General features: G+C 45.5%; 4 protein-coding genes. 2 read left to right on the forward strand and 2 right to left on the reverse strand.

All coding sequences use genetic code 11. From position 1 onward, the window contains the following. Nucleotides 1–569, forward strand: a 569-nt coding sequence (locus tag Q0438_RS00480) for a hypothetical protein (RefSeq protein WP_299186100.1), incomplete at its 5' end; no start/stop codon positions are given. Between the two features lie 15 nt (nucleotides 570–584). Here the strand turns inward: Q0438_RS00480 and Q0438_RS11115 are convergent. Both Q0438_RS11115 and Q0438_RS00490 read right to left on the reverse strand, forming a co-directional pair. After that, nucleotides 585–968 (reverse strand): type II secretion system protein, encoded by a 384-nt coding sequence (locus tag Q0438_RS11115; RefSeq protein ID WP_367178478.1) that lies wholly within the window; start codon nucleotides 966–968, stop codon nucleotides 585–587. Nucleotides 969–1,030: 62 nt separating this feature from the next. Next, nucleotides 1,031–1,804, reverse strand: coding sequence for a 3'(2'),5'-bisphosphate nucleotidase CysQ (locus Q0438_RS00490; RefSeq protein ID WP_299186103.1), 774 nt, complete (start codon nucleotides 1,802–1,804; stop codon nucleotides 1,031–1,033). 149 nt (nucleotides 1,805–1,953) lie between these two features. Here Q0438_RS00490 and Q0438_RS00495 point away from each other — a divergent pair, with 149 nt between their 5' ends. Further along, nucleotides 1,954–2,631: a SapC family protein gene (locus Q0438_RS00495; RefSeq protein ID WP_299186106.1), complete on the forward strand. Its 678-nt coding sequence runs from the start codon at nucleotides 1,954–1,956 to the stop codon at nucleotides 2,629–2,631. Nucleotides 2,632–3,157: the final 526 nt, after the last annotated feature.

Raw genomic sequence — 3,157 nt, forward strand, 5'->3', positions numbered from 1 at the left:
TTTTCTGCGCAGTGTGGGCGCTTTGCTGGCTGGCGTTTTCATATTTTTTCCTGCAGAAATTTCTTTTCATCTATCCGGAAAACTTTAGCGTGTATGTGCGCTTCGCGCTTTGCGCCGTGGCGCTAGGGGCGATCATTTTAGCCTGCGGCGAAGCGAGCATTTACGCCGCCATATGCGGATACGCGGTATGGTTTTACGGAGCGACGCTGGGGCTAATCTCGTCGCTAAATTTGGCCAAAATCCGCGTCGTGTTGCGCGAAGACGGCGAAATGGGAGGGATAAGCGGCTGCGGCGGGGCGGTTAAATTTTTAAATTTTGATCTAAGCGCGGTGCCGATTTTTAAGCCGTTTAATAGCTGCGCATTCGACGTACCGGCAGTACCGGCTGGTACGGCGCTAGAGGGGTTGCAAGCCAAGCTAACGGCGCTTTATAGCGGAGGCTGGTATCTGTTTCCGGCAAGCAAAAGCGTGGATCTTGCGCAATTTTGGAGCATAATTTTTATATTTTTTGGAATAATTTGGACGATTGGAATTTTACTTGGGTTTGTAAATAAAAGGCGTGAGAGCTAGCTCACGCCCAAACGATTACTGTACAATTACCAACGCATCTGAACTATAAAGGTTGTCTATAGTTTTTAGATTTGACGAATTCCAAACAGTAGCGCATAGACCGTCATACCCCTTTGTAAGGGTAATTTGCGAAGCGCTATTGTATGTATATGTGGCACAAACAGAACCTCTAACCTTAATAGGAATTGACACATTTGTCATACCAGCAAAATCTGCACTATAACTTCCTTGCGAAGTATAGTAGCCTATCATATCACGCAAGGACACAGATATATTGTGCGCCGCCCTTACCACTTCTGCGTCATCACGCATAGCTGCTAGTCTTGGAATGGCAATTGCCGCCAAAACACCTAAAATCACGATCACGAAAATTAATTCGATCATAGTAAAACCCTTCATGTTTTTATCCTTTGATAAAAAATTTTGGACTTATATTATAGGACGTTTACTATAAATTTAGCTTAAAAATTCTTTGCGAACTCCAACATTTCAGGCAATAACTTTACCGCACTCGCGCCGACCGCCAAATAATGGTTATTTATCAGGCTTTTTCCGTTATAAAGAGGCGCCTCCATCGTCTTTAGATCTACCACCACTCCGCCGCTTTGATGCAGCAAAAAATCCCCAGCGGCGATGTCCCAGAGCGAACAGTCGCTAAATCTCGCATACGCGCTCGCACCCCCCTCGGCTAAAATACAAAATTTTATCGCAGAGCCTTTGCACATTAGTTGCATTCCAAATTTCTGCGCAAATTGCACGTATTTTGCGGATCTGCTATAGTGCCCTTGCATGAAGATTTGCGGCGCACTAGTGGGGCGAGCGAGCAGTACGCCGTTTTTATAAACTCCGCCGCCGTTTGAGCTATATATATCGCCGCTTATTGGTATGCTGATCGTCGCTAAAATCGGACGCCCATGCTCGATCAGCGCGATGCAGACGCAAAACTCGCCGTTGCGCGCGATAAACTCCTTCGTACCGTCCAGCGGATCTATCAGCCAAAATCTCTCCTCGCTCATACGCCGCTTGCTATCCAGCACGCACTCTTCCGAGCAGATCGCGATGCCGCTAGGCTCCAGAGTGCTCATTATCACATCATTTGCCGCAAGATCGGCATTCGTAAGCGGCGATCTGTCCGCTTTGACAAAGACATCAAATTTGTCGTAGTTTTGCATTATCGCGGCGTTTGCCTTTTTTGCGGCGCCCTCGGCAAGCGCCAAAAGCTCATCCAAGCCCACTTTCGCTCCTTAAATTTGCTGGCAATTCTATCAAATTTAAAATTCCAAATCTATAAATTTACGCAAGTAAAAACGAGCGAAATTCCAAAACTCTTTAGAATTTTAATATTCTTTTTTATATAATTGCTAAAATTTTTTAAAGGATCAACATGACCCCAGTCGTATTAGATAGCGTTAAACACGCGAATTTACAATATCACGCGGATGCATTCCCCACCGCGCCTTTCGTGCCGGTAATCGCGCCGGAAATTCCGTTTTGCGCGGACAACCTCGTTATCGTATTTACCATCGAAAAAGAGCCCAAAATGGTGGCGCTGCTAGGGCGCACCAAAAACGTTCTAATCGATAAAGATTATAAGGGAGCGGTGCCCTCCTCGGTGCAGAATTATCCGTTTTTCTTAGCCCAGATCGGCGATCAAACGGCGATCTGTTTCGACAAAGACGCGCAGCAGATCAAAGGCGACGGAGAGGCGCTTTTTAAAGACGGCAAGCCGACGCCGTTTTTGGAAAATTTAAAAGAGGTGATGAAAAACTACGCCGATTTAGATATGCGCACGCGCGTTGCGGCGGCGGAATTTCAAAAGGCGGGAATTTTAGAGGCCAAGGAGCTTGGCATTAACTCTAGCGGCAAGGAATCGTCTCTGCTGAACGGATTTTCGGTCGTAAATCGCGAAAAGCTTTTGAAGCTAAGCGATAAAAAGCTTGCGGATTTTGCGCGCCGCGGATATCTGGAGCTAGCGTATTTCCACCTAAAAAGCCTTGCAAATTTTCAGCGCCTAGGCGATAAGATCATGCAGCTCGATCCGCCGATCGCGCCAAAAGCGTAAATTTAAACATAAATTTGGCTTTCAAACAGGGCGAAATTTTGGATTTATATAAAATGAACTGGCTCGCGGGTTTAAATTTAAACCCACCCGCCGTTCTACGCGCTGCGTAAATTTAGAATTTGCCGGCAAACTGCGAAATTTTTAAATTTAAATCTCGGCGATGAAGCCGCAAATTTTATCCGTAAGTTGAAGCGCGATCTTAAATTTTAAAATTTAATCCCAACTCACAATGCTAGCGCATAAAATTTTAGCGAAACGTGAGCGAGCAAATTTTAAACGGCGCGGCACAAAGCGCAAAGCCAAAATCGCCGACCGAAAATCGCGAAATTTTAAAATTTAAGCCGAAATTTTAAGCGAGGGGTTGCGGGCGCTTAAAATTTTAAACGGCTCGCTTAAATTTACAAAGCTTAATCGAGCAGGAATTCCTTCTTATCGACGGTGCCGCGGTAGTGGATAGCTAGCGTATCGTCGAAAAATTTATCCAAAAAGCCGTCCTTTTTAAGCTGCGCGAGATCGGAATTTATAA

Source organism: uncultured Campylobacter sp. (genome assembly GCF_938030785.1).
Classification (GTDB): domain Bacteria; phylum Campylobacterota; class Campylobacteria; order Campylobacterales; family Campylobacteraceae; genus Campylobacter_B.